Below are 22,245 nucleotides of genomic sequence, written 5' to 3'. Positions count from 1 at the left end.
GGTCACTGCATCGCCGATAACGCCTCCGCACGTGTTCCGCTCTCGGGGACGGGGTGCGCAGTCCCGTAAAGACGTGAGGGTGCTGGGGCCGATCCGTCGTGGTCGGCCCTGGAGATCTGCTTCCCGGAGTGGCTCGACGGTGTACCTCCTGTGGTCCGTGTCGGCCTGGTTGGGTCCGTGTTGTTCGGGGTGCTGGACCGAGTACGAATGTATCTGATACGAATGTATCCGGTACGCCGTACTCGATCGACTGGCGCTCTCCTGGCCCGAAAGGCGCGCGATGCCCCGACCTCTGACCATCCCCGCCTCCTTGGGCAGTTTCGATGCGATCGCCGCGGGTCCTGCGGCCGGCCGCTCCTTCTGCTGGACGAGTTCCCGGAGACGGCCATCTCCTGGGCTGCCAGGTCGCCGCGCTTGGCAAGCGGGGCCTTCGTGCCGTCCTACCTGACCTGCGGGGCTACTCCGCCGGGGTGGGGCCGCAGGAGCCCTCCGCCTACGGGGTGAGCGAGCTGGTGGCGAATGTGTTGGCCATAGCCGACGGGCTCGGGCGGGACAGCTTCGACCTCGTCGGGGACGACTGGGGTGGTGCCGACGCCTGGTGGACGACCGCCCCGTATCCGGAACGTCTGCGCAGCGATGACATGCCCGATGGGGCCGACGAGGCAATGTCGTCCGCCGGCCGCACAACACCCACACCCACACGAATATGAAAGGAGGACGGGGCAACGGACCCGCGAGGACACCGTGCCCCGACCGCCGATGCGAACCATCTGGTTGACCGAATTCGGAGATCCGTCGGTACTGGTGGCCGGTGAGGCCCCTGATCCGAAGCCCGGCCAGGGACAGGTCTTGATCGACGTCGAAGCTGTGAACGTGGTGTTCATCGAAACCCAGATCCGGGCCGGACGCCCTCCCCTCCCCATGCAGTCGCCCACCCCGCCCTACGTGCCCGGCACCGGCATCGGTGGCGTGATCACCGCGGTCGGCCCGCGCACCGACCCGGGCCTGCTCGGCCGACGAGTGATCGGCCACACCAACGGCACCGGGGGCTACGCGGAGAAGGCGGTGGTCGCCGCTCACCGAACGATCCCGATCCCGGCGGAGCTGTCCACCGCCGATGCGGTGGCGCTGCTCACCGACGGCTCGGCCGCGCTGGCCATGTCCGGGCTGGGCGCTCCGAAGCCGGACGAGTGGGTACTGGTCGAGGCGGCGGCCGGCGGCCTGGGCGGCCTGTTGGTGCAACTCGCTCTCAACGCCGGCGCGAAGGTGATCGGTGCCGTGGGCAGCGAGGCCAAGCTGCAGGCCGTGCGGGACGCGGGCGCGCAGGCGGTGACCTACGCACGGCCCGACTGGACCGAGCGGGTGCGCACGCTGACTGGCGGCGCCGGCGTCGACGTGGTGTTCGACTGCGTGGGTGGCGAGACCGGCACGGCGGCGGCCTCGATGGTTGATGCCGGGGGGCGATTCGTACTGACCGGCGCGGCCGGAGGTGTGTTCACCGACACCAGGGCGCTCGCTGCCCGGGGCGTCACCGTCATCGGCTTGCAGCAGCTGATGGGGGCGCTCGGGAACCAGCACGCGCTGGCGGCCACCGCACTCAAGGAGGCCGCCGCCGGCCGACTGCGGCCGGTGATCGGACAGACATTCCCGCTGGAGCGTGCGGCCGACGCCCATGCCGCCATGGAATCCAGGAGCACGATCGGTAAGACGCTCCTGATCGTGTAAGGAATCGGGGGCCCTGTCGGCAGTGCACGCGAACGCGTTCACTGCCGACGCCCAGGTCGACGACCGCACGGACCACTGCGGAGCTGCCTGTGTCGACGGCCGTCTCCACTTCACCATGGACGTCGTGGAGGCGGTGGGCTTAACAGATGGGGCTCACCGGGTGGGCATCAGCCTCTCGGCGCTCTTCGCGATGAATGACGCACCGGCCGCCGCAAGATCCGACGAGATCGGAACCATAGGCTCGGCGTGAGGACTCGCCCAGTTCCGCGTCCAACCCAGCACCTCCTCCACGGACGGCAATGGGTAACCGGCGTGGGCAAGGGCGGCAAGATCTTCGCGCGGCTGCGGGACGGCATCCCCTGACGGAACACGACCTCTCCCGCAGACATGCCTTGTCGGTCCTTGCCCGGCCCCTCGGGCTGCACGAAACGGGCCCGCCTGCCTCCGATACGTTGGTCCAGCAGAAGCACAGGCGAGGAGCACAGGGTGCGTGAGGAACGACTGACGGCGCGTGGTACGGCTCGACGCGCCCTGCTGCTGGACACCGCGATCGAACTTGTCGCCGACGCGGGGGCGGCGGCGCTGACCCACCGGGCCGTGGCGGCGCGCGCCCAGGTGTCCCTGGCGTCGGTGAGCTATCACTTCTCGTCCATCGACGACCTTCGCACGGCGATGTTCGAGCACGCGCAGCGAACCGTCGCATCCCAGGTGGCCCAGGTCGGCGTACAGAGCGAGAGCGCTCCCGAGTCGTTTGCCCAGTTCGCGGCGGACCTCGTGGTGGCGCTGCTGACCGAGCACCGCGCGGCGACGATTGCGATGCAGGAGATGGTGACCGCCGCGGCCTACGACAGCGCCCTGCGGCCCACGTTCCACCGCTTCCACGAGGAACTGGGTGAACTGTTGGCATCCTGCATCGGTGACCGTGACACGGGCCTCACCGCCGCGTCCACCATCCAGGGGCTCCTCCAGACCGCCCTGACCTATCCCGAGCTGGACATGGAGCATTGCCACCGTTCCACAGCCAACTTCCTCAGCCGTCTACGCGCAGACCACCCGGCGGCCGACAACCGCGGATGAAGACGCTGGCAACCCACGCTCGTACGAGCCGACCCCCGTCTTCAGGCCCGGGCTGATGATCACCACACGGCACCGGACGCCGTACGCCTCGGGTCGGCCGATGGCGCGACCGCCGTCACGGCTGCCCGTGGGAAAGAAGGAGTCGCGTCCCTGGGTCGTCTCGGACGAACTGTGGTTGCCGATAGAGCCGTTGCTGCCCGAGCCAGCACCGAAGCCGACGGAGGGCCGACCGCGGGTGCTTCGGCTCGAGCATGACCAACCGCAACGACGTCACGTACATGCTGCCCCTGCTCGACAAGGTTCCGGCTGTGGCCGGCGTCGTCGGCAGCCTCAGACGCCGCCCCGACACGCTCCTCGCAGACCGTGGCTACGACCACGACAGGTACCGGCGCTTGCTCTGGAGCGCTGCATCCGTCGGGTCATCGCCGAACGAGCAAAGCCGCCACGGCTGGGACCTATTGGCTTGACTCTGAAGTCCTGGCGGACTTGCCCGTCGTCCGTCCCGTAGCCGGCTGCGCCGGTACAGCGGCGACCTGCGCTTCGCCACCCCACGGATACCACCCGCTACGGCAAGGCCGAGGCCAGATCTGGAACCGGACGCACCCTGATTCACCCATCGCGGTCCCCTAGGCATGATTCCAGTTGGGTGCTCAGCGGCGGGCAGTCCGCAGGCTACGAGCTGAGCGGCGGAGGCTCAGCGGCTTGTGAGGTGGAGCAGGATGAGCTGTTCGGGGTGGAGGGTGGGGATCTGGATGCCGACGCGTTCCAGGACGCTGCCGGGCAGGGCGATGCCGTCCTTGGTACACCAGGCGGGGGTTCCGCGTTCCATGCCGGGGGCGTGGTCGGCCGGGGGCAGTGGGCGCAGGTGGTAGGTGGTGTTCGGGTCGAGGCCGGGCAGCCGCAGTGTGCCGGGGTGAGCGGCGACCGGGGTGGCTACGGAGGCGAGGGCGAAGACGGCTTCGGTCCGGTCTTGGGAGATGACGCCGTGGGCCCACAGGGCCGGGTCGGCGTGGTCGACGCGGACGACACGGCCGGTGTGCAGCAGGCCGCGCAGTTGCTTGTGGAGGGTGATCCAGCGGGTGAGTTCGGCTCGTTCGGACTCGCTGGCGCGGGTCAGGTCCCATTCGATGCCGAGGTGGCCGAAGAGCGCGGTGCCGGCCCGGAAGGCGAGGTCGTGGGTGCGGCCGGTGGTGTGGGAGCGGGCGGTGCCGATGTGGGAGCCGACGAGTTCGGGCGGCAGGAGCAGACCGGTCCAGCGGTTGATCGACTGGCGTTCCAGGGCGTCGTTGCAGTCGCTGGCCCAGACGCGGTCGGTGCGCTCCAGGACGGCGAGGTCGACGCGTCCGCCGCCGCTGGAGCAGGATTCGATCTCCAGGCCCGGGTGGCGTGCGCGCAGTTCGTCGAGCAGGGCGTAGACCGCGAGGGTCTGGCGGTGGACGGCGGGTTCGCCGTCGGGCGAGTGGCCGGCGTCGACGAGTTCGCGGTTGTGGTCCCACTTGAGGTAGGCGATGTCGTACTCGGTGAGCAGGGCGTCGAGCCGCTGAAGGATGTACGCGTACGCCTCGGGGTGGGTGAGGTCCAGGACCTGCTGGAAGCGGCGGTCGGCGGGGGTGCGGCCACCGGTGGCCAGGATCCATTCGGGGTGGGCGCGGGCCAGGTCGGAGTCGGGGTTGACCATCTCCGGTTCGACCCACAGGCCGAACTCCATTCCGAGCGCGCGGACACGGTCGATCAGTGGGCCCAGGCCGTTGGGCCAGACGGTTTCGTCGACGTACCAGTCACCGAGTCCGGCGCGGTCGTCGCGGCGGTGGCGGAACCAGCCGTCGTCCAGGACGAAGCGTTCCACGCCGACCTGCGCGCCGAGGTCGGCGAGATGGGTGAGCTTGTCGAGGTCGTGGTCGAAGTAGACGGCTTCCCAGGTGTTGAGGACTACTGGGCGGGAGCGGTGGGGGTGGCCGGGGCGGGCGCGGAGGTGTTCGTGGAAGCGGGAGGACAGTCCGTCCAGGCCCCCGTCGCTGTGGGAGCCGTAGAGCCACGGGCCGGTGTACTCCTCTCCGGGGCCGAGGACCACCTCGCCCGGAAGCAGCAGTTCACCGGCGGCGAGGGCCGGGCGGCCGGCGGGTAGCCGTTCGGCCAGGATCCGGTGGTTGCCGCTCCAGGCGATGTGCAGGCCCCACACCTCCCCGTGGCCGAAGCCGAAGCCCGGTGTGCCGGCCGTCAGGACCAGGGCGGCGTCGGGGCCGGTACGCCCGCTGCGGGTCTCGCGCAGCCAGGTGCCGGCGTTGAACGGATGGCGCTGCGGTGCGCGTTCGCGACACCAGCGGCCGGTGAGGTCGAGCAGTTCGGTGGCGGCAGCGGGGACCGGCAGGGCGAGCATCAACCCGTCGAGCGCGTACGGCCGTACCGTGTCGTCGTTGCGTACGGTGGCTCGCATCCGCACCAGCCCCGAGGCAGTGAGGCCGGCTTCCAGGACGAGGCCGAGGCGAGCGGTGGCGTCGGTGGCCCGGATCCGTACCGAGAGGCCGTCGGCCTCCACCGAGTCGGGCGTGAACAGGGGTGACCAGTCGGCGCCCTGCCGATGCCCGGTCAGTCCTGGCTGTCCGGGCCATCCGGTGCCGTGCTCGGGCAGCAAGGAGACCCGGGGTACGACGTCATCGAACCCCGCGATGTTCGGCGTGGTGACGGCGTCGGCCAGCTGTGACAGGTCCTGACGCGTGAGGTCGCCGAGATCGGCGCCCCAGTGGAGCACGGTGGGCAGGCCGTTGCCCCGCAGGTCGAGGATCAGACTCACGCCTGCTGCCCGGAGATGGATGAGTCTTTCGGCTGCGGCGTCGGTGGGGGTCTTCATGGCGCGGATCGTCCTCAGTGTGTCAGGGGAGTGATCAGGAGGTGGCGCGCGGGAGCTGGAGGGTTCGCGGGCCTTCGTACTGCTCGTCGGTGACCGGCTCGGCCCAGCTGGACTCCGTGTTGCCGTCGCCGTTGCCGTCCCACAGGGCGAGGTGCTCCACGAACGCGTCGGGTACAGCGCCGTGCCGGTGCTCCGTGCCCGATGAGTGGGTGACCGCGCCGACCCGATGCCGACGTCGTGGCGTCCTTATCGGGCGACGTACCCGCCGTCGACGGGGAGGGCGACGCCGACGACGAAACCGGCTCCGGGGCTGCACAGCCACAGGACGGCCTGGGCGATCTCCTCGGCGGTGCCGAGGCGGTTGATGGGCTGGTTGGCCTCCGCCTCCGCCAGGTCCAGCTCACCCTTGGCGATCATGTCGCTGACCATCGGGGTGTTGATGGTCCCGGGGCAGACGGCGTTGATACGGATGCCGCGCGGGGCGTATTCGAGGGCGGCGCTGGTGGTCAGGCCGATCACTCCGTGCTTGGAGGCGTGGTAGGAGGCGCGGCCCGGCAGGCCGACCAGGCCGCCGAGGGACGAGCAGTTGACGATGGCACCGCTGCCCTGGGCCCGCATGTGCCGCAGCTCGTGCTTCATGCAGGCCCACACGCCGCGCAGGTTGATGGCGTTGACGCGGTCGAATCGTTCAGCGGGCTCCTCGGCGGCGTCGCTGGGCGGGATCTGGATGCCCGCGTTGTTGTAGGCCAGGTCGAGGCGGCCGAAGGTCTCGACGGTGCGGTCGACGGCGGCGGCGACCTGGTCCTCGTCGCTGACGTCGCAGGTGAGGGCCAGCGACTGGTGGCCGGAGTCGGTGAGTTCCTTGACGGCCGCGTTTACGGCGGCTTCGTCGATGTCGGTGAGGGCGACGGCGGCCCCGGACTCGGCGAAGGCGCGGGCGGTCGCCAGGCCCATGCCGGAGCCTGCCCCGGTGACGAAGGCGACCTGGCCGGTGAAGTCGTAGGTGGGGTTCATGTCGTGCTCTCCGATCGTGGGCTGTTCTGTGTCCCGGGGGCTCGTCGATGGGTTGGTGGCGAGGTCTCTGCGCTTGCTCCGCGTGCCGGTCCGTGTCGGTGTCGTGCGGCGGGTCCGCGGTCAGCGAAGGGACGGCGCCTGTGTGGGTACGTCGTCCGGCGCGTGGGCCGGGGCGGTGCGCTGAGCCACGATCCGGCTCCCTGCGGAGGTGCCGTGGACGGCGAGGGTGATGAGCGGGAGCAGGGTGAGTACGGCGATGACCGTGCCGACCAGGGGCGGGCCGGTCAGCCCGAGGGAGGAGTCCAGGGCCGTACCGGCGATCCAGGATCCGCCGGCCACGCCGACGTTGAAGGCGGAGGTGGTCAGCGCGGACGTGAGGGTGGGGGCGTCCCCGGCGAAACGCATGGCGAGCGCCGTGACGACGGGGTTCACCGCGAAACCGGTCAGACCCATGAGGAAGACGAGGACGGTGGCCGTGACCGCGTTGGTGGACAGCGGGATCATCAGGAACAGGACCAGGGCGGTGGCCGCTGCGGCGGTGATGGTGGTGGCCATCGGACGGCGCTCGCCCAGGCGGCCACCGGTGGTGGTGCCGCCCAGGGCGCCGACGCCGAAGGCGATGAGGACGAACGGTACGGCGCCCGCCGGGATGCCGGCGCGGTCGGTCAGCAGCGGGGTGACATAGCTGTACGTCGCCAGGACACCGCCCATGATGAACATGGCGGCGCTCAGCGCCAGCCACAGTCGGCCTTGCCGCAGGGCGCCGAACTCGGCGCGCAGCGAGACGGCCGCACGTTGTTCCTGGGTGGGGATGAAGCGGCCGATGAAGACGGCGGCGAGCGCGGAGAGGGCGGCCAGGGCCCAGAACGGGCCGCGCCAGCCGACGAACTGGCCGGCGAAGGAGCCGATGGGTACGCCGACGACGTTGGCCAGGGTCAGTCCGCCGATCATGACGCCGGTCGCGCGGGTGGCCCTCTGCGGGCCCGAGGCGGTGGTGGCGACGACGAAACCGACGGACCAGAACGCTCCGGTGGCCAGCGCGGTGACGACGCGCGCGGCGAGGACGACGGTGAAGGAGGTGCTGAGGGCCGCCACCACGTGACCGAGGCTGAACACGGACAGGGCCAGGACCAGCGTCTGGCGCTGGGGCAGGCGCAGGGTGGCCAGGGCCATGGTCGGCGCCCCGATGATCATGCCGATGGCGAACGCGGTGATCAGCAGCCCGGCCTGAGAGGTGCTCACACCGAGGCCGGTGGACAGTTCGGGCAGCAGGCCGGCGATGACGAACTCGGTGGTGCCCATCAGGAACGTTCCTGCGGCCAGCACCCAGACGACGAAGGGGAGCTTGCCGGGAGTGGCCCCGGATGTGGAAGGCATGGGTGCTGTCTCTCCTTGAGCGGAACGGCGGAACGGCGGAACGGCGGATCAGGCAGCGGGGACGGGAGGCCGCTGGAGCGGACGGGGCGGCCACCTGGCTGCCGGAGGCGTTAGGAGGCGGCTTCGATGGTGATGCGGTCGGCCGTGCCGAGTCGGTCGGCGTCGATGTCGAGGTGGCCGAGGACGAGCAGGTCGGCGGAGGCGGAGTCGCCGTCGTGGTAGTAGAGGGCCAGGTTGCCCCAGGGGGCGTAGTAGGCCAGGTCACCGACCCGGGGCACGGTTGGGGCCGGGGCGCCGGAGGTGGTCAGCCTGCGCGGGAGGTCCGCGATCCGCTCCGTCTGGTGGAAGTCCTCCAGATCCAGGGTGAGCGGGAGCAGGTCGGCGAAGTCGCGGGCGGCAGGACTGTCGTTCAGGGTGGCGTCGACGGGTCGGCCGTCGATGGTGACCCGGATGGCCATGGCGGTGTTCCTCTCGGCTGACGCACTGGGTATGGCGGATGTCGATGCCTCCTGCCGCCCCGAGGACGCCGGGGAGGAGGATGCGGAGGGCGGCGAGGCTTCGGACGAACCGCCGGTACAGGCGGTCACGGCCAGCAGAAGAGCGGCTGCCGGGACGGCGCGGACCAGGGCGCGGCGGGCGGCGGAGTTCATGGGGGTGCTCCGGGATCTCAGTCGGGCAGGGGCTCGGAGTAGTGCCGGAAGCCCTCGCGCCCGGTGTGGATGTCGTACAGGCGCTGGGCCAGGGCGTCGGGGCTGCTGTGCTCGGCGTCGGGCCGGATCGCACCGGGGACGATCAGCTGGGCGACGTGGATGTTCTGCGGGGCGAGGGTGTCGTGGAGCATCTGGGCGTACGCGCTCTCGGCGGCGAAGGCGATGGAGGTGCCGGCGACGTTCGGGTTGGGGCGTACGGCGCTGGAGCCGTTGACGAACAGCAGGGTGCCGCGGCCGAGTTCGCGCATGCCGGGCAAGACGGCGTTCACGGCGGTGACAGGGCCCCTGACGGAGAAGGCGAGGGGCGCGTCGAGGTCGTCGGCGCTCGTGTCGAGGACCGGCTTCATGAAGTCGGCCCGGGGAACGGGGCTGTACTGGAGGATCTCGACGGGCCCGAGAGCCTTCGCGGCTGCGTACAGGGCCGCGTCCAGGGACTCGATGTCGAGGACGTCGGCGGTGAAGCCGCGGGCCTGGACGCCGTCGCGGGCCAGTTCGGCCGTGAGGCTGTCCAGGTTCTCGGCGTTGCGGGAGATGAGGGCGACGGTGTGGCCCGCGGTCGCGAAACGGCGGGCGGTGGCGAGCCCGAGGCCGGGGCCGGCGCCGATCAGGGCGAAGGTGGTCACTGCGAGTCCCTTTCGGGGAGGAGAGCCGTCCGGGGCCGACTGGAGAGGGCGGGCCCCGCGATGGACGGTTTACGGGAGGTCAGGGCTTCAGGAGTGCCTTGATGGCGCGGCGCTCGTCCATCGCCCTGTAGCCCTCGGCGACCTGGTTCAGCGGCAGGGTGAGGTCGAATACCTTGCCCGGGTTGATCCGTCCGGACAGGACGTGGTCGATGAGGTCGGGCAGGTAGCGGCGCACGGGGGCGGGTCCGCCGCGCAGACCGACCTGGGAGAAGAACAGCTCCTGGCCCTCGACCGAGACCTCGTGCGGGACGCCGACGAAGCCCACGTTGCCACCGGGACGGGCGGAGTGCAGGGCCTGCCGCATGGACTCGGCCGTGCCGACACACTCCAGGACCGAGTCGGCGCCGATACCGCCGGTGAGGTCCTTGACGCGGGAGATGCCTTCGTCGCCGCGTTCACTGATGATGTCGGTGGCGCCGAACTCCAGGGCCAGCTTCTGCCGGGACTCGTGGCGGCTCATCGCGATGATCCGCTCGGCACCCAGTTCCCTGGCGGCGATGACCCCGCACAGGCCGACCGCGCCGTCACCGACGACGACGGCGGTCGAGCCGGGCTTGACCTCGGCGGCGAGGGCGGCGTACCAGCCGGTGCCCATCACGTCGGAGACGGCGAGCAGGCTGGGCACCAGATCGCCGGACGGGTGCTCGTCGGTGGCGACCAGCGTGCCGTGGGCGTTGGGGATACGGACGTAGTCCGCCTGGCAGGTGCCCATGAACTCCCGGTTGAGACAGCTGGACTGCCAGCCGTTGCGGCAGTTCGCGCAGGTGTTGTCCGAGGTGGCGAAGGAGCCGACCACGAACTGCCCCGGCTTGACATTGGTGACCTCGGCTCCGACCTCCTCGACGATGCCGACGTACTCGTGCCCCATCGGATGGGGCTCGTCCACCGGTTCGACCCCGCGGTAGGGCCACAGGTCCGAGCCGCACACGCAGGTGGCGACCGTACGGATGATCGCGTCGGTCGGACGGCTGATCCTCGGGTCGTCCAGGGTCTCCAATCGGACGTCGCCGGGGGCGTGAATGACTGCTCCGCGCATGATGAGGTGCTTCCTTCGGTACGAGGGCTGCTTGCCGCAGCCGACGTCAGGAATGGCTGCTCTCGATCGAGCCTCACACGCGAGGGCGGGCGGGAAAAGCGGAGGAATCTATCCGAGGAGAGAAACATCCAGGGAGGAAACTCTCCCCCTTTCTTCGGGTGCGATCGATGTAATGCTGGAAAGCATGACCAGCGATGTCACCCTGAATGAACTGGGAGAATTCCTCAAGAAGCGCCGCTCACAGCTGAGCCCGCGCATGGTCGGACTTCCCTCGTCCACCCGGCCGCGTCGGGTGGACGGGCTGCGTCGTGAGGAGGTGGCCCAGCTCGCCTCGATCAGCACGGATTACTACACCCGGGTCGAGCAGGGCCGTATGCAGGCGTCGGCTCCCGTACTGGACACCATTGCCCGTGTCCTCCACCTGGACGACGACGAGCGGGGCTATCTGTTCCAGCTCGCGGGAAAGACCACCAGCCGCACCCGGCGCCGTGGCGTGCAGAAGGTCCAGCCGCAACTGCGCCGGGTGCTGGAGGACCTCACCTCCGTCCCGGCCATGGTCCAGGGGCGGCGCGGGGACATCCTGGCGTGGAACGCGCTGGCGGCAGCCCTGGTCACGGACTTCTCCCGTGTCCCGGAGAAGCACCGCAACTACCCCCGGCTCCTGTTCACGGATCCGGCGCTGCGTGTCCTCTACGCCGACTGGGACACGGCCGCGCAGGTCACCGTGGCGCAGCTGCGGATGGAGGCGGCGAAGTATCCCGAGGATCCCCGCCTCATCGCGCTGGTCGGTGAACTGTCCATGCGCGACCAGCAGTTCGCCCAATGGTGGGGTGACCACCGCGTCGCCGCCCGCACCGTGGGCACCAAGACCCTGATCCATCCGGTCGTGGGCGAGGTCACCCTCGACTGCGACACCCTCACCGCCAGCACCGACCCCGACCAGTACATGACCGTCTGGACCGCCGCCCCGGGCTCCCCCGCGCATGACGGACTGCGCATCCTCGCCTCGTGGGCCGCCGACCAGAACCTGCCGGCCTCGTCAGGATGGGAAGCATGACCAGCAACGTTCCACTCAATGAGCTCGGCGAGTTCCTCAAGAAGCGCCGTTCGGAACTGAGCCCGCGCACGGTCGGGCTGCCGGAGACGGGCGGGCCGCGTCGGGTGGACGGGCTGCGCCGTGAGGAGGTCGCCCAGCTCGCCTCCATCAGCACGGATTACTACACCCGGGTCGAGCAGGGCCGTATGCAGGCGTCGGCTCCCGTACTGGACACCATTGCCCGTGTCCTCCACCTGGACGACGACGAGCGGGGCTATCTGTTCCAGCTCGCGGGAAAGACCACCAGCCGCACCCGGCGCCAGGGCAGGCAGAAGGTGCAGCCCCAGCTCCAACGCGTACTGGACGACCTCACCGCGACCCCCGCCATCGTGCAGGGGCGGCGCGGGGACATCCTGGCGTGGAACGCGCTGGCGGCGGCCCTGGTCACCGACTTCTCCCACCTTCCCGAGAAGCACCGCAACTACCCCCGGCTCATCTTCGTCGATCCGGCGATGCGCAGCCTGTACGCCGACTGGGAGAGTTCGGCGCGGATCGCCGTAGCACAGCTGCGGATGGAAGCCGCGCAGTATCCCGAGGACCCCCGTCTCATCGAGCTGGTCGGTGAACTGTCCACACGGGACAAGCAGTTCGCCCAGTGGTGGGGCGACCATCGCGTCGCCGCGCGCACGGTGGGCACCAAGACCCTCAACCATCCGGTCGCCGGCGAACTCGTCCTGGAGTGGGACACTCTCACCGCCAACACCGATCCCGACCAGCACCTCACCGTCTGGACCGCCGCCCCCGGCTCCCCCACCCACGAGCGGCTGCGCATCCTCGCCTCCTGGGCCGCCGACCAGCACCTGTCGCCCTCTTCGTCCCTCCTCTGACCAGCCGCCGCCCCACACCGGGGGGTGACCCCGCCAGGCTGTCCGCCCGTGGGACGAGCACCATGTCAGCCGATGTTCGGAGCGCTCTCGCTCGGCCCGATCGACAGGTCCACGCCTTCACCTCGGTGAGGTGAAGGCGTCTCGGAGCGGGTGGCGCGCATCAGCGCGAGTGCGGTCAGTGGTACGAGGGTGAGGGTGACCGCCACTGTGCCGACCAGCGGGGGTCCTGCTTGCCCCAGTGGTGAGGTCAGGGCGATGCCCGCTGTCCAGGAGCCGATGGCGATGCCCACGTTGGGTGCCGCGCCGCTGAGGCCGGAGGCGAGGGTGGGCGCGGAACCGGCGAAGCGCAGGGCCAGAGCGCCGAGCGCCGGGTTCGCGGCGAAGCCCGTCACTCCCATCAGTGTCACCAGGACGACGGCCGCCACGGGGTTCGGGGAGAGCCAGGTCAGCAACAGCAGGACCAGCGTGGTCGTGGCGGCGGCCGTGACGAGCGTGGCAAGGGGGCGACGGTCGCCCAGGCGCCCGCCGACCGTGGTACCCAGCAGCGCGCCCAGACCGTAGGCGGTCAGGACCACGGGCACGGCCCCTGCGGAGATGCCGGCCCGCTCGGTGAGCAGGGGCGAGATGTAGGTGTACGTCGCCAGGACACCGCCCATCAACAGTGCCATGCAACTCAGCGTCAGCCAGACCCGGACATCCCGCAGCGCCGCGAACTCGGCCCGCACGGACGGCGCTTCGCGTCGTTCGTCGGCAGGGATGAACCGGCCGATGACTGCCGCCGCGCCGGCCGACAGCGCGGCCAGCACCCAGAACGGCCCTCGCCAGCCCGACAGTTGCCCCAGCCACGCGCCCAGCGGTACGCCCGCCACGGTGGCCACGGTCAGACCCCCCAGGAGCATGCCCAGGGCCCGTGACGTCGCTCCCGGCCCTGCCGCCGTCGTGGCCACGACCGCGCCGACGCACCAGAAGGTCCCGGTGGCCAGTGCGGTCACCACGCGGGCCGCGAGCACCAGAGCGAAGGACGAACTGAGCGCGGCGACCAGGTGGCCGACGGCGAAGACGACGAGCGCGAGAACCAGCGTGGAACGCCGGGGCAGGCGCAGCGTCGCGATGGCCATCGCCGGCGCCCCGACGATCATGCCTGCCGCGAACGCCGTGATCAGCAGACCCGCCTGGGACAGGGAGACATTCAGATCACCGGCGATCTCGGGCAGCAGACCCGCGACGACGAATTCGGTGGTGCCCATGAGAAACGTCCCGGCGGACAGCACCAGAACGACGAAAGGCAGCTTGCGGGATCGGCCGTCGGACGAGGGTGACATTCGGTGACTATCTCTTTTCAGGACGACGCGCTGTCACTGACGAGCGGGGACGCCGGGATGGGGACGCCGTAGAGCATCGCACCGCGCGGGCAGTCTGTGAGGGGGAGGAATTCCTCCCTGCTTCTGCGATCGACGCCCGCAACGCACGAGGCCCCCGTGCCGTGGGAGGCACAGGAGCCGCGTTGGACCTTCCGCAATGGACAAAGTCTCCTATGCCGTTGAGGGAGGTGTTCGACGCCCTGGGCTCACTTCAGGTTGTCGCGGAAGAAGCTGGTCAGCTTGTCGAAGGGGATGAGGTTGACGCGGTCGTAGAGGTCGACGTGACCGGCACCGTCCACGGTCACCAGCTCTTTGGGCTCGGCGGCGAGCCGGTGGGCCTCGTGGCTGAACTCCCTGGAGTGGGCCTGGTCACCCGTGATGAAGAGCATCGGGCGGGGCGAGATCGTCTCGATGTCGTTGAAGGGGTAGAAGTTCATGAACTTGCTGTTGCTGGTGAGCGTCGGATGCGTCGTGGTGTTCGGGTGAGATCCCCTGGCGGTGCGGTAGAAGTCGAAGAACTCGCGATCGATGTCCGTCGAGTTCTCGTCCAGCACGTCGGGGGTTCCGCCGGTGTATTCGATCTTGCCACCCGCGAATTCCGCGTCGCGCTGCAGCGCCGCTCGTTCGATGGTCGCCTTTCGCTGTTCGAGAGTGACGGCGTGGTTGAGGCCGTTGCGGTTCGCGGCGCCCATGTCGTACATGCTGACCGTCGCCACGGCCTTGATGCGCGGGTCGATCTTGGCCGCGCTGATGACGAAGCTTCCGCTGCCACAGATCCCGAGCGCGCCGATCCGCTCCTTGTCGACGAACCTCTTCGTGCGCAGGAAGTCCACCCCGGCACTGAAGTCCTCGGCATAGATGTCTGGGGCGACCGCGTTGCGGGGACGGCCGGCGCTCTCACCCCAGAAGGACACGTCGAGAGACATGGTGACGAAGCCCTGTTCGGCCAGTTTCGTGGCGTACAGGTTCGCGCTCTGTTCCTTGACCGCGCCCATGGGATGTCCGACGACCATGGCCGGATTCTTCGTTCCACGCTTCAGGCTCTTGGGGATGAACAGGTTCCCGACGACGGTCATCTGGTACTGGTTCTTGAAGGAGACCTTCTGGACCGTCACCTTGTCGCTGGTGTACCAGTTGTCGGCACCGTTGGACGTGTCGCCAGGCGGCAGGCCCGGCTTCTTCCGGGTCGTCGGCGCCGGGGATGCGACGGCCTGCCCGGCCCCGCTCCAGCCTGTCGCCGCGAGCACGCCGACCGTGGCGGCACCGGCCGCGGTCAGCTTGATCAGGCCACGACGCGGGAGGCTGTCCGACTCGGTAGCCGCGGTCGCCTGCTTGCCGCTGCCTGACTTCTTGTCCATCACTACTGCTCCTTACGTCACGGAATTCCTAAAGGCGTGTTGCATCGCCGAAAATCAGCATGACATCGGTTGTATGTCTCGCGGCAGGGAGAGTTTTCTCCCTGGATGCTTTACTCCTCCTTTTGGATCACTTTGCGCTTTGGGTGAATTGGTGATGTGTAAGCGGTGCGTAAGTGATGAGATTGTGGACCTTCTCTGCAGGTGCGCAGAAGGCCCGCGTTATTACGTGCTTGAGCGCGGCCGGACCTTCGGCGGGCTTGATGGGGGTGTCGCCGCGGACACCCGCCGGTCGTCAGGACGCCGAGCGGGAGAAGTCCTCACGTCCGGTCGGAGCCGGAGACGGGCGGCGGAGCCTGCGCCGGGCGACCAGGCTCGCGCCTGTGACCAGCCCGAGGGAGGCAAGGGTGAGTCGGCCGGCGACGGACGGGCAGTCCGACGGCGTGTCGTAGCCGCCGTCATCCAGCCCGGCCTGACGTTCGAAGTGGTTGAACGCACCGGGGAAGAACGCCTCGTCGAGGGCATACAGCGCGGGGAAGGCGGCAGGCCCGCCGGCGAGCGAGAAGGCCGCCCACTGGTCGGCGTGCCGGGCCTCGTGTTCCGCCAGGTGCCGCGTGCGCGGCGAGTCCGACTCCATCCGTTGGTCGGTCAGGAAGACCGTGCCGAACATGGTGCCGGCGCGGACGACCCCGTCGTCGAGGACCACGGCGGTCGTCCCGTTGTCGCCCAGGTGCACCTCGCCGCCCTTGCCGGCGCCGTAGAGCAGGGCCACTCCGGAAACCGGCGCGTTGACCACCACGCGGGTGGTCTCCCAGAGACTTCCGCCCCCCTCGGATCCGGCTACCGCGAAGAAACCGGCAGACGCCAGCTGCACCGCCGCCCCGGCCGCGACCGCCCCGCGCCGCAGCTGGGACGGCGTCCGGCCGCGCAAGGTGCCGACGACGGCGAGGACAAGGCCCACGAGGCCGCCGCAGATCAGGCACGCCGCCCACCACAACGCCCTGCGGGCTCTCGGTTTCCCCGGCCGCATGGCGGGCGCTGGTTGCTCTGGGGCGGCCGGCCGACGCGCCGGGGTGACCGTGGGAGCGGGCCGGTCCAGTGTCTGCGTCGTCATGGGCGCCTTTCGGAGTCCCGGTCGGCGCCGGTGAAGGAGATGACCTGGCTCATCGTTCCCTTTGCGTTCCGTCGACGGATTCAATGACCACGCACGGGAATTACCAAGGCGTGATCCAATGGCGAGAAATACTCGATTCCGACTTTGACGCACAGGCGCGGGCGCGAAAAGAGGAGAAATCCATCCGGGACGAAGAGTATCCGGGGAGGAAAATCTCCCCCCTTACCGGGCGCGATGCGACGGCTACGCGGACACGGCCCGCGTCCGGACTGGTGCGTCGGTTGGGCAGCGAGGGTGCGCAGATCGGCGCTCAGCCCGGACCCCGAGTTCGGGTGGGTGGCCGAGCGGGCGAACACGGTCCCGTACACCGGCCCGTCGGTGGTCAGCAGCGGTCCGCCCGAGTTGCCGGGGCGGACGGTGGAGAGGTAGGCGGGCCACCGGGCCAGTGCGGCACCGGGGTCGGCCGGGACGAGCATGGTCAGCGGAGCAGCGTTCATGGCCGCCGAGGAGTCGCCGACTCTGTCGAGGACCCAGGGCAGAGGGGAATCGCCTAGCCTCCGATCGCTGACATCGGTCGGTCCGGCTGGACGAAGGTCGGGTCGTCCAGGCCCGCGCCCGCCTTCTTGCCCCACATCGCCTCGCGCCAGACGCGGGCTATCTCCTCGTCGGGGGCGTCCGAGCGGAGGGTCGCGCGGAGGTCCGTCTCCTCGCGGGCGAAGAGGCAGGTTCGGATCTGGCCGTCGGCCGTCAGGCGGGTGCGGTCGCAGGCGGCGCAGAACGGGCGCGTGACGGAGGCGATGACGCCCACGCGGTGCGGGCCGCCGTCGACCAGCCAGCGCTCGGCGGGGGCCGAGCCTCGTTCGTCGGTGCCCTCGGGAGTGAGGTCGAAGCGGGTACGGAGGGAGGCCAGGATGTCGCCCGCCGTGACCATGCCCTCGCGCTTCCAGCCGTGCTGGGCGTCCAGGGGCATCTGCTCGATGAAGCGCAGTTCGTAGTCGTGCTCGACCGCCCAGGCCAGGAGGTCGGGGGCCTCGTCGGCGTTCAGGCCCGGCATCAGGACCGCGTTGACCTTGACCGGGGTCAGGCCGGCCTCGCGGGCGGCTTCCAGGCCCGCGATGACGTCCTTGTGGCGGTCACGGCGGGTGAGCGTCTTGAAGACATCGGGGCGCAGGGTGTCCAGGGAGACGTTGACGCGGTCCAGGCCCGCCGCCTTCAGGGCGGTTGCCGTACGGAACAGACCGATGCCGTTCGTCGTCAGGGACATCCGGGGGCGGGGGGCCAGGGCGGCCACCCGCTCCACGATGCCGACCAGGCCCGGGCGCAGCAGGGGTTCGCCGCCGGTGAAGCGGACCTCTTCGATGCCCAGTATGCGGACGGCTATGTCTATGAGGCGGACGATCTCGTCGTCCATGAGGAGATCGGGCTTGGCCAGCCACTGCAGGCCCTCCTCGGGCATGCAGTACGTGCAGCGCAGGTTGCAGCGGTCGGTCAGCGAGACGCGCAGGTCGGTGGCCTGCCGACCGTAGGTGTCGATCAGCACGTTCCCGAGACCATTCCTCCCCCGCGCCACGCCGTCTCCGGCACCGCCCCGGAAACACGGTGGATCGGGCCCTTGACCCGGACCAGAGGCAAGCCGCTCGCCCGGCCGGCGTGGGCGATGATCTCGGCGGCGATGGAGATGGCCGTCTCCTCGGGGGTCCGGGCACCGAGGTCGAGGCCGATCGGGGAGCGGAGCCGGGCCAACTGCCTATCGGTGAGCCCGACTTCACGCAGACGCAGAAGGCGTTCGTCGTGGGTGCGGCGGGAGCCCATCGCGCCGACGTAGCCGACGGGCAGGTCGAGTGCGAGCCGGAGCAGGGGGATGTCGAACTTGGCATCGTGGGTGAGGACACAGACAGCGGTACGGGAATCCACGGCCGTCTGTGCCAGGTAGCGGTGGGGCCAGTCGACGACCACCTCGTCGGCGTGCGGGAAGCGTGCCTCGGTGGCGAACACGGGGCGGGCGTCGCACACGGTGACGTGATAGCCCAGGAACCGGCCGGTCTGGGCGAGGGCGGCGGCGAAGTCGATGGCGCCGAAGATCAGCATGCGGGGCCGCGTGGCTGCCGCGTGGACGAGGACGGAGAGCTGCTCGGGGCAGGTGTCGGCGTCCCCACCGAGGGTGAGGAGCGCGGTGCGTCCGATTCGGAGTTGGGAGGTGGCCCGGTCCGCCACCGCCTGGCCGGTCGGCCCGTCGCCGAGCGCACGGTCGGCGATCCAGCTGTCGCCGAGCACGCTCAAAGTGGCGCCGAGCATTTTCTCAGGCCCGTCCACGACCTGGGCGACGGCGGCGGGCCGGCCTTCGACGGCCTCGGCGAGCGCCGCGCCGAGATGCGGCTGGGCGGCCGGGTCGACACGCCGCACGAGTACGTCGAGTTCGCCGCCGCAGGTCAGGCCCACGGCGAAGGCGTCGTCGTCGGAGTAGCCGAACCGGGCACGCCGAGGAGCGCCTTGTTCCTGGAGCACCTGCCGGCACAGTTCGTACACCGCGCCTTCGACGCAGCCGCCGGAGATGCTGCCGACCGCTCTGCCGTCCTCGTCCACCGCGACAGACGTGCCGATGGGCAGAGGTGCGCTGCCCTGCACACCGACGACGGTGGCCAGGGCGAAGGGACGTTCCTCGCGGCACCAACGGTGCAGTGTGTCCGCGATGTTCAGCATGGGTCGGACTCCATGGTTCGCCGTGTGTGTGGAGGGGGCTGCCGCCGCGCCCAACGGGGAGCGGACACGCGGCGGCAGCCCAGGGAGGTCCGGCAGCGAAGGAGGCGAACCGCCGGACCGGTCGATGGACGCGGGGGACCCGAGGGTCAGAGCAACGCCTCAGCGGTGATGGGCAGTTCACGTACCCGTCGGCCGGTGGCGTTGAACACGGCGTTGGCGATCGCGGGCGCCACACCGACAAGGACGACCTCGCCGAGCCCCTTGACGCCGAGAGCGTTGCCGTCGGGGTCGTCGCCGTCCAGGTAGATCACGCCGACTTCGGGGACGTCGGCGTTGACGGGTACGAGGTAGTCGGCCAGGCTCGCGTTCACGATCCGCCCGTCGCGGTGGTCGGTGACCGTGTGTTCCAGCAGTGCCTGGCCGATGCCGCCCACGATGCCGCCGATCGCCTGGCTCTCGGCGAGCTTGGGACTGATGATGCGGCCCGCGTCATAGACACCGAGCATCCGCCGTACGCGTACGAGGCCCAGCGTCGCGTCGACGGCCACCTCGGCGAACGTGGCGTTGTAGGCGGAGATCGAGTGCCGCTCGGGTTGGGCCGGCCCCGCGTAGGAGCCGCGTGCTTCCAGGTGGGAGCGGCCGTTGCGGGCCAGCAGGCTCTTGTACGTCTCTCCGCGGGCCGGGGTGCCCTGCACGTGCAGCCGGCCGTTCCGCACGACGACGTCGTCGGCGTTCACCCCGTACAGCGGCGACTCCTCGTCCCCGACGGCCAGTTCGATCGCCTGGCGGCGGACCTGGTCGCAGCCGTCGAGGACCGCGGAGCCCACGCTGGCCATGGTCTGGGAGCCGCCGTGCGGCGGGGTCGGCGGGTAGAGCGAATCCCCCAGCCGGAAGGTCACCGCGCGCATAGTCAGCCCGAGGGCGTCGGCGGCGACCTGGGTCTGCGAGGTGTAGGTGCCCGGCCCCATGTCGCTGGAAGCCGTCTCCACCAGCGCGGTCCCGTCGGCGTCCAGGCGAACCCGCGCCTGGGCGGCATTGCTGCCCGAGTGGTAGACACCCGCCGCCATGCCCATGCCGATCAACCAGTCGCCCTCACGCCGGGCACGCGGCTGCTGCGAGCGGCGGTCCCAGCCGAACTCACGGGCGCCCACCGTGTAGCACTCACGCAGGCGACGCGTGGAGAACGGCAAGTCGTTCGACGGGTCCTCCTCGGGTTCGTTGCGCCGACGCAACTCGATCGGGTCGATGCCGAGTTCGTGTGCGAGCTCGTCCAGGGCGGACTCGATCACGTAGGACCCCGTGGCGAAACCGGGGCCGCGCATCCAGATCGGGGTGTTCACGTCCAGCGGCACCTGCCGGTACGCCTGACTCACATTGGGCATGCTGTAGAGCATCTGCCCCGGCGCCCCGGCGGCTTCGAAGAACGTCTCGTACGACGAGGTCTCGGCGTCGAAGTCGTGGATCGCGGCGTTGAGCCGGCCGCGCCGGTCGCTGCCGAGGCGCAGCCGGTACGCGTACGCCGGCCGGAAACCCGTACCGAAATACATCTGCTTGCGGGAGAGCACCAGCTTGACCGGGCGCCGCGTCACCCGCGCGGCCAGCGCGGCGACGATGGTGTGCGGCCAGCAGCGCAGCCCGCTGCCGAACCCGCCGCCGACGAACGGGTTGATGACCCGTACCGCGTCAGAGGGCAGGTCGAAGACCGCGGCGATCTCGTCGTGCGTACCCACGATCCACTGGGTCTTGTCCCACACGGTCAGCCGGTCGCCGTCCCAGCGGGCGACGGTGGCGTGCGGCTCCATCGGGTTGTGGTGGTTGCGGGCCAGCGCGTACGTCAGATCCAGTCGCACGGCCGAGGAACGCAGCCCTGCTTCCGCGTCCCCGCGCGCGTAGGGGACCGGCGCGCCCGGCTCGGCCTTGCTGATGTCGGTGGAGGGCTGTTCGGCGTTGTAGGCGACCTTGACCAGGCTCGCGCCGTGCTGGGCGGCCTCCAGCGTGGTGGCGACCACGACGGCGACCGGCTGGCCGTGGAAGAGGACCAGATCGTCCTGGAAGACCCGCAGCCTGCGCCCGGTCGGGTTGTTGGATCCGGGGTTGTCGCGGTACGGAAGCTTCGGCGCGTTGCGGTGGTGGATCACCCGGAGCACACCCGCGTGCTTCTCGGCGGCGCGGGTGTCGATGGACCTGATCCGGCCGCGGCCGATGCTCGCGTCGACGATGACGGCGTGCACGGCACCCTTGATGTCGTGCTCGGCGGCGTACTCCGCCTTGCCGGTGACCTTCAGCCGGCCGTCCACCCGGGACAGCGGCGCACCGACGGCCGACTGCGGCTGGGGACTCATTCCATCTCTCCTACGGTGCGCAGCTGGCGTTCGACGGTCCGTTTCAGGAGCTCGACCTTGAACCGGTTGTGCTGGAGGGGGCGGGCGCCGTCGGCCGCGTGCCGGGCGGCCTCGGCCCACAGGCGGTCCGAGGGACGTTCGCCGACGAGGGCTCGCTCGACGGCGGACAGCTTCCAAGGCACCGTGGCCACACCGCCCGCAGCGACCTTCGCCTCCCGGATCACCCCGCCGCGCACATGCAGCGCGACGGCCGCAGAGGCGAGCCCGAACGAGTAGGACTGCCGGTCACGGAGCTTCAGATAAGCCGACTTCAGCGGTCGCGGATACGCGGGGATCTCGACCGACGTGATCAACTCACCCTGTCTGATGGCCTGTTCGCGGTGCGGGGTGCTGCCAGGGCGGAGCAGGAAGTCCGCGAAGGGGAGCCTGCGGTTCCTGCCGTCCGGGGCCTGGAGGTGGACGCTCGCCTCCAGGGCGCTGAGGGCGACGGCGAAGTCGGAGGCATGAACGGCGACGCACTGGTCGGAGCCGCCGAGAATCGCGTGACCGCGGTTGTACCCGCCCAGCGCGGCACAACCGGAGCCGGGCTCACGCTTGTTGCAGTCGGCGGTCACGTCACGGAAGTAGGTGCAGCGGGTGCGCTGCATGATGTTGCCGCCGATGGTGGCCATGTTCCGCAGCTGCGCCGAGGCGCCCCGCAGCGCTTGGGCGGCCACCGGGAAGAGACTGTTCAGCTTGGGGTCGGCGGTGGCCACGGCCATCGGGACCAGGGCGCCGATGCGAATGCCCCCGCCCGCGGTGGCGGTGATGTCGCCCAGGGGCAGGGCGCTGATGTCGACGATCGTCTCGGGGGTTTCGACGGTCTCGCGCATCAGGTCGACCAGCGTGGTGCCACCGGCTATGTAACGGCCGCCGCGGCTGCCGGCGTCCAGGGCTTCCCGGACGTTGCTGACGCGGGTGTAGGAGAAGGGATGCATGGG

The 22,245-nt window shown here is 70.1% G+C and carries 21 protein-coding genes and 1 pseudogene; 7 read left to right on the top strand and 15 right to left on the bottom strand.

The genetic code is table 11. The features are described 5' to 3' along the window. Positions 1-323 precede the first annotated feature (323 nt). From CW359_RS44920 to CW359_RS32710, 5 genes are all read left to right on the top strand, one after another. Positions 324-710 (top strand): alpha/beta fold hydrolase, encoded by a 387-nt coding sequence (locus tag CW359_RS44920; RefSeq protein ID WP_232838715.1) that lies wholly within the window; start codon positions 324-326, stop codon positions 708-710. Positions 711-759: 49 nt separating this feature from the next. Further along, on the top strand, positions 760-1,725 hold the full coding sequence (locus CW359_RS32725) for a zinc-binding dehydrogenase (RefSeq protein WP_105973827.1): 966 nt from the start codon (positions 760-762) through the stop codon (positions 1,723-1,725). Positions 1,726-1,747: 22 nt separating this feature from the next. Continuing rightward, entirely contained in the window at positions 1,748-1,975 is a 228-nt protein-coding gene (locus tag CW359_RS32720; RefSeq protein WP_105973826.1) for a hypothetical protein, read from the top strand. A 236-nt stretch (positions 1,976-2,211) separates the two neighbouring features. Further along, the gene (locus CW359_RS32715) at positions 2,212-2,802 is read left to right on the top strand and encodes a TetR/AcrR family transcriptional regulator (RefSeq protein ID WP_157968693.1); all 591 of its coding nucleotides are present in this window, start codon (positions 2,212-2,214) and stop codon (positions 2,800-2,802) included. A 251-nt stretch (positions 2,803-3,053) separates the two neighbouring features. Continuing rightward, positions 3,054-3,269 carry a hypothetical protein gene (locus tag CW359_RS32710; protein ID WP_105973824.1) on the top strand — a complete coding sequence of 72 codons (216 nt, stop codon included), beginning with the start codon at positions 3,054-3,056 and terminating at the stop codon, positions 3,267-3,269. 227 nt (positions 3,270-3,496) lie between these two features. Here the strand turns inward: CW359_RS32710 and CW359_RS32705 are convergent, their stop codons facing one another. The 7 genes from CW359_RS32705 to CW359_RS32680 all read right to left on the bottom strand — a co-directional run bounded on the left by CW359_RS32705 (position 3,497) and on the right by CW359_RS32680 (position 10,470). Then, a complete protein-coding gene (locus CW359_RS32705) occupies positions 3,497-5,650 on the bottom strand; it encodes an alpha-galactosidase (protein WP_198655481.1) in 2,154 nt (717 codons plus the stop codon). Between the two features lie 34 nt (positions 5,651-5,684). After that, entirely contained in the window at positions 5,685-5,810 is a 126-nt protein-coding gene (locus tag CW359_RS47180) for a hypothetical protein (protein ID WP_269805614.1), read from the bottom strand. 86 nt (positions 5,811-5,896) lie between these two features. After that, on the bottom strand, positions 5,897-6,664 hold the full coding sequence (locus tag CW359_RS32700) for an SDR family NAD(P)-dependent oxidoreductase (protein ID WP_105973823.1): 768 nt from the start codon (positions 6,662-6,664) through the stop codon (positions 5,897-5,899). A gap of 120 nt (positions 6,665-6,784) precedes the next feature. Continuing rightward, on the bottom strand, positions 6,785-8,041 hold the full coding sequence (locus CW359_RS32695; RefSeq protein ID WP_105973822.1) for an MFS transporter: 1,257 nt from the start codon (positions 8,039-8,041) through the stop codon (positions 6,785-6,787). Between the two features lie 110 nt (positions 8,042-8,151). Then, positions 8,152-8,691 carry a cyclophilin-like fold protein gene (locus CW359_RS46050; protein WP_198655480.1) on the bottom strand — a complete coding sequence of 180 codons (540 nt, stop codon included), beginning with the start codon at positions 8,689-8,691 and terminating at the stop codon, positions 8,152-8,154. Positions 8,692-8,708: 17 nt separating this feature from the next. After that, positions 8,709-9,374: an SDR family NAD(P)-dependent oxidoreductase gene (locus CW359_RS32685; protein ID WP_105973820.1), complete on the bottom strand. Its 666-nt coding sequence runs from the start codon at positions 9,372-9,374 to the stop codon at positions 8,709-8,711. A gap of 79 nt (positions 9,375-9,453) precedes the next feature. After that, positions 9,454-10,470, bottom strand: coding sequence for a zinc-dependent alcohol dehydrogenase family protein (locus CW359_RS32680; protein WP_105973819.1), 1,017 nt, complete (start codon positions 10,468-10,470; stop codon positions 9,454-9,456). A 184-nt stretch (positions 10,471-10,654) separates the two neighbouring features. On the opposite strand from CW359_RS32680, the gene CW359_RS32675 reads away from it, so the two are divergent. Further along, positions 10,655-11,527: a helix-turn-helix domain-containing protein gene (locus tag CW359_RS32675; protein WP_232838713.1), complete on the top strand. Its 873-nt coding sequence runs from the start codon at positions 10,655-10,657 to the stop codon at positions 11,525-11,527. Continuing rightward, a complete protein-coding gene (locus tag CW359_RS32670) occupies positions 11,524-12,393 on the top strand; it encodes a helix-turn-helix domain-containing protein (RefSeq protein WP_105973817.1) in 870 nt (289 codons plus the stop codon). The genes CW359_RS32675 and CW359_RS32670 overlap by 4 nt, the downstream gene beginning before the upstream one ends. A 65-nt stretch (positions 12,394-12,458) precedes the next feature. Here the strand turns inward: CW359_RS32670 and CW359_RS32665 are convergent, their stop codons facing one another. From CW359_RS32665 to CW359_RS32630, 8 genes and pseudogenes are all read right to left on the bottom strand, one after another. Next, on the bottom strand, positions 12,459-13,715 hold the full coding sequence (locus tag CW359_RS32665) for an MFS transporter (protein ID WP_105973816.1): 1,257 nt from the start codon (positions 13,713-13,715) through the stop codon (positions 12,459-12,461). Positions 13,716-13,960: 245 nt separating this feature from the next. Continuing rightward, entirely contained in the window at positions 13,961-15,112 is a 1,152-nt protein-coding gene (locus CW359_RS32660; protein WP_107503123.1) for an alpha/beta hydrolase, read from the bottom strand. Between the two features lie 292 nt (positions 15,113-15,404). After that, positions 15,405-16,223, bottom strand: coding sequence for a hypothetical protein (locus tag CW359_RS32655; protein WP_157968692.1), 819 nt, complete (start codon positions 16,221-16,223; stop codon positions 15,405-15,407). A gap of 302 nt (positions 16,224-16,525) precedes the next feature. Then, a pseudogene (locus CW359_RS46800) lies at positions 16,526-16,645 on the bottom strand (MarP family serine protease); the annotation flags it as partial. 128 nt (positions 16,646-16,773) lie between these two features. Next, positions 16,774-17,763, bottom strand: a complete 990-nt coding sequence (gene moaA / locus CW359_RS32645) for a GTP 3',8-cyclase MoaA (protein ID WP_105973814.1) — start codon at positions 17,761-17,763, stop codon at positions 16,774-16,776. Beyond that, the gene (locus tag CW359_RS32640; protein ID WP_105973813.1) at positions 17,757-18,923 is read right to left on the bottom strand and encodes an XdhC family protein; all 1,167 of its coding nucleotides are present in this window, start codon (positions 18,921-18,923) and stop codon (positions 17,757-17,759) included. Before CW359_RS32640 ends, moaA begins: the two co-directional genes overlap by 7 nt. A 146-nt stretch (positions 18,924-19,069) precedes the next feature. Next, the gene (locus CW359_RS32635) at positions 19,070-21,265 is read right to left on the bottom strand and encodes a xanthine dehydrogenase family protein molybdopterin-binding subunit (RefSeq protein ID WP_105973812.1); all 2,196 of its coding nucleotides are present in this window, start codon (positions 21,263-21,265) and stop codon (positions 19,070-19,072) included. Further along, the gene (locus tag CW359_RS32630) at positions 21,262-22,242 is read right to left on the bottom strand and encodes an FAD binding domain-containing protein (RefSeq protein WP_105973811.1); all 981 of its coding nucleotides are present in this window, start codon (positions 22,240-22,242) and stop codon (positions 21,262-21,264) included. Before CW359_RS32630 ends, CW359_RS32635 begins: the two co-directional genes overlap by 4 nt. Between the last annotated feature and the right edge of the window lie 3 nt (positions 22,243-22,245).

The sequence above is a fragment of the Streptomyces geranii genome, from assembly GCF_002954775.1.
In the GTDB taxonomy this organism is placed as follows: domain Bacteria; phylum Actinomycetota; class Actinomycetes; order Streptomycetales; family Streptomycetaceae; genus Streptomyces; species Streptomyces geranii.
This window is presented reverse-complemented; position numbering and strand designations above follow the sequence as displayed.